The 3,850-nt window shown below is 66.8% G+C and carries 5 protein-coding genes; 3 read left to right on the forward strand and 2 right to left on the reverse strand.

Going from position 1 to position 3,850, the window contains the following annotated elements; all coding sequences use genetic code 11:
• Positions 1 to 89 precede the first annotated feature (89 nt).
• Entirely contained in the window at positions 90 to 284 is a 195-nt protein-coding gene (locus ACFWF3_RS27490) for a hypothetical protein (protein WP_378988628.1), read from the reverse strand.
• 402 nt (positions 285 to 686) lie between these two features.
• Here ACFWF3_RS27490 and ACFWF3_RS27495 point away from each other — a divergent pair, with 402 nt between their 5' ends.
• The 3 genes from ACFWF3_RS27495 to ACFWF3_RS27505 are packed head-to-tail and all read left to right on the forward strand — an operon-like array spanning position 687 to position 2,762.
• Positions 687 to 1,058 (forward strand): DUF952 domain-containing protein, encoded by a 372-nt coding sequence (locus ACFWF3_RS27495; RefSeq protein WP_378988630.1) that lies wholly within the window; start codon positions 687 to 689, stop codon positions 1,056 to 1,058.
• A gap of 37 nt (positions 1,059 to 1,095) precedes the next feature.
• Entirely contained in the window at positions 1,096 to 1,578 is a 483-nt protein-coding gene (locus ACFWF3_RS27500; RefSeq protein WP_101466659.1) for a cation:proton antiporter regulatory subunit, read from the forward strand.
• A gap of 5 nt (positions 1,579 to 1,583) precedes the next feature.
• Positions 1,584 to 2,762: a cation:proton antiporter gene (locus ACFWF3_RS27505; RefSeq protein WP_378988632.1), complete on the forward strand. Its 1,179-nt coding sequence runs from the start codon at positions 1,584 to 1,586 to the stop codon at positions 2,760 to 2,762.
• Here the strand turns inward: ACFWF3_RS27505 and ACFWF3_RS27510 are convergent, their stop codons facing one another.
• Positions 2,763 to 3,653: an MHYT domain-containing protein gene (locus ACFWF3_RS27510; RefSeq protein WP_379316300.1), complete on the reverse strand. Its 891-nt coding sequence runs from the start codon at positions 3,651 to 3,653 to the stop codon at positions 2,763 to 2,765.
• Positions 3,654 to 3,850 lie beyond the last annotated feature (197 nt).

Genomic DNA, 3,850 nt, shown 5'->3' on the forward strand with positions numbered 1-3,850 from the left:
GATACAGCGACAGCGGGCGCCCTGTCCGGGTCGCCCGCTGTCGGGAGTTTTCTGTTGTCAGATGTGGTTGTTTCGGACGCGAGGAGTGGTCAGATCGCGGGAGCTTCGTCCGTGTTGAGCACGGCTTCGAGTTCGCGCAAGCGGTCCATGTGTTCATTCGCGTGGTGCTGGCAGAAGAGCAACTCGCCACCCGCGGGAAGCACGGCACGCACTCGGGCAGCCGCCCCGCAGCGATCGCAACGATCGAGTGCGGTCAGTGGGGTGCTGGTCAGTGTTCCTGGCATGACTCCTCCGTCCCGGCTCCCGGCGCTGCGTGGCCGTTCGCCTAGGTGTGGGCCTCGTGGTCACTCCACGCGGCTCGCATCCGCTACTTCCCAGCAGTGGTACGACTACTCTGTCAGACGTTCGGGGTTCAGGCTTTGTTCCCGGAAGTGAATCTTTGTGTTTTCGATAACAGACCTGCGGTTTCGCTGAAAGCGAACACCCGCCGGTCGTCGGTCTCGAGCACCCACCGATCACCCGCGAAGCGCTGATGCCACCTCCCACTCGAACCTGCCGCTCACCGATATGTCGCTCGCTGCGGTGTTGCTCGTTACGGACGAGCCGAGCACCGAAGCGGGCCGAACACGATCGAGTTGTGACAGGGTCTTGACCGTCCGAACCTGTTGTCTACCCGGAGATTACCCGTGACATCCGACACTCACACCCTTGTTCACCTGTGTTCTTCCCAAGAATGGGAGGAAGCTCGCCGCGTGGGCGAGCGCAGACCGCCTTCGCTGGCCGATGCGGGCTTCGTGCACCTGTCCACCCCGGAGCAGGTCCACCTGCCCGCCAATCGACTCTTTGCCGGGCGCGCCGACATGGTCGTGCTGTGGCTGGATCCGGCGGCGTTCACCGGTGCGGTGAAGTGGGAACCGGGCGTGCCGAGCGACCCGTCGTCGATGCTGTTCCCGCACCTCTACGCGGCGCTGCCGGTCGCGGCGGTGCTGGCCGCGCAGCCGTATCTGCCCGGATCCGACGGCGTGTTCAGCACACCGCGCCGGGAGGGAGTGGCGTAGACCACAATCGCGGCCGGGCGCGGCTACTGTTGACGGTGTGAACGTCGACGTCACAGCGCTACCGGGCATCGGAGTGCGCAAGGATTTCGAAGTCAGGTCGGGGCGCCGCGTCGGGGTGGTCGCCCACCGCGACGGTGACATCGATCTGATCGTGTCCAAACCCGACGACCCGGACGCCATCGCCGCCCAGGTGCCGCTGTCCACCGACGAGGCGTCGGTGCTGGCGAACCTGCTCGGCGCGCCGCAGCTGGTCGCCAAACTCAACGACGACCATCGCGATCTGCCGGGCATCACCACCCGCCAGCTCGCCATCGTCGACGAATCCCCCTACGCGGGCCGGACGCTCGGCGAGACCGGCATGCGCACCCGCACCAAGACCTCGATCGTCGCGGTGATGCGCGCCGGTCAGCTCCACCCGTCACCCGGCCCGGACTTCACCTTCACCGAGGGTGATCTGCTCGTGGTCGTCGGCACCCCGGACGGCCTGGAAGCGGCCGCGAAGATTCTCGTGCACGGCTGACCGCCGTGACCTCGCAGGCCTTGGCTCTGCTCGAGCTCGGCGTGATCTTGTTCGCGCTGGGGATCTGCGGGCGAGTGGCGGGCCGCTTCGGGATGTCCCCGATTCCGCTGTACCTGCTGGGCGGACTGGCGTTCGGCCGCGGCGGTTTCATCGAGCTCGACGCCGCCACCGAGTTCGGGCACATGGCGAGCGAGATCGGCGTCGTGCTGCTGCTTCTGCTGCTCGGGCTCGAGTACACCGCCCCCGAGCTGATGACCGGTCTGCGGCGCTCCTGGGCCGCCGGAGTGCTCGATCTGGTGGCCAACGCCCTGCCCGGGGTCGCGGTCGCGCTCATCATGGGCTGGGGTGTGCTCGGCGCCGTCGTGCTCGGCGGGGTCACCTACATCTCGTCGTCGGGGATCGTGGCCAAGGTGCTCGACGATCTGGGCCGTCTCGGTAACCGCGAGACGCCCGTGGTGCTGTCGATCCTGGTGCTCGAAGACCTCGCGATGGCGGTGTACCTGCCGATCCTGACCATGATGCTGGCCGGGTTGAGCCTGCTGAGCGGATTGATCTCCCTCGCGGTCGCGCTGGCGACCATCACGGTGGTGCTCGTGGTGGCGCTGCGGTTCGGGCGGGTGGTCTCGGCCGTGCTCGACAGCGCCGATCGCGAGGTGTTCCTGCTCCAGCTGCTCGGCGCCGCGCTGCTCGTGGCCGGAGCGGCCTCGGCGCTCAATGTCTCGGCCGCGGTCGGCGCGTTCCTGCTCGGCATCGCCATCTCGGGGTCCACCGCGCACGAGGCCGCGAAACTGCTGGAGCCACTGCGTGATCTGTTCGCGGCGATCTTCTTCGTCGCGTTCGGTCTGTCGATCGACCCGACCGCGATCCCGCCGGTGTTCGCCTGGGCGGTCGCGCTGGCGGTGGTGACCACCGGCACCAAGATCGCGGTCGGTTGGTGGGCGGCGAGCAGGCAGGGAATCCGGCAGATGGGTCGGGCGAGGGCGGGCGCCGCGCTGGTGGCGCGCGGCGAATTCTCCATCGTCATCGCCGGATTGGCGGTCGCCTACGGCAAGGCCGACGCGAAGCTGGCCGCGCTCGCCTCCGCCTATGTGCTGCTGATGGCGATCCTCGGCCCGATCGCGGCCCGGGTCGTCGAGCCGGTGGCCGAATTCGTCAGGCGCCGTTCGGGTGTCGCGACGACCTGATCAGTCGACGACCCGGCGTGGCCAGGCGCCCGCACCGTCGTAGCTCAATTCCTCGGTGCGGTACTCGTGCTGGACCGGCGGCGCGTACTGCGCGGCCGGGCGCGCGGGCTTGACCGGTCGCGGCTGGGGCCGGTGCCGCGAGGTGAGCCACATGCGCGGCAGGGCTTCCTCGTTCTCGATCTCGGTGAGGCTCACACTGATCAGCACGAGCATGGTGACGATGCTGCTCACCCCGATCAGCGGCGCCAGCAATTGCATCGCCTCGGCGCCGGTCGCGGGCGCGGTTTGATGTCCGGTGTGCGCGTGCATCGAGGCCATCCCGGTGTAGTGCATGCCGCACACGGCCACACCCATGATCAGTGCCGCACCCACGGTGGCGAGAAAACCCTTGACGCGCAACGTGAACCACAGAGCCACGACCGAAGCCACCACCGCGATCACCATCGACAGGGCCACGATCGCCGGGTCGTATCGCACGGTCGCGCTGGATCTCATCGCGTACATGCCGGTGTAGTGCATGGTCCCGACACCGAGGCCGGTGATGACGCCACCGGAGAGCAGTGAGCGCAGGGTCGGCTGCGGCTTGTTGACCATGAACAGCCCGATTCCGACCACCACCATCGCGGTGATCGCGCTGAACAGCGTCAACGGGATGTCGTAGCGGATCTCGGTGCCGCGGATGGTGAAGCCGAGCATCGCGATGAAATGCATGACCCAGATCCCGGTCCCGCCGATCGCGATCGCGGCGCCGATGAGCCAGCCGACCCGTCCCTCGGTGGCATTGCGCCCGCGGGCCGCGCACTGCAGTCCGAGCAGACAGCCCGTGACGGACATGAAGTAGGCGAGAACCGGGGTGATCCAGCCGTAGCTGAAGTGATAAATGTCGAGCACGCGCGAAAAACCCTCAATGCCGATACCGCAGACTTGAGGCGGTAGAACGAAAAGCTGGGTGTGACGATACGGCGAAGATCGCCAATCCGTGTCCTCCACAGTGCAATCCAGCAGTGTGGGTTTGATCACGAAAAGATTACTCACCGATTTACTGGATAAAACAGACCGCTAGGAATGTAGCGGAGGAAACAAAAAAG

Origin of the sequence: Nocardia sp. NPDC060220 (assembly GCF_042727815.1) — a bacterium.
Classification (GTDB): Bacteria; Actinomycetota; Actinomycetes; order Mycobacteriales; family Mycobacteriaceae; genus Nocardia.

Bases quoted from the DNA above. Each gene is read 5' to 3' on its own strand.
- ACFWF3_RS27490 (WP_378988628.1), bottom strand. From the start codon at position 284: ATGCCAGGAACACTGACCAGCACCCCACTGACCGCACTCGATCGTTGC.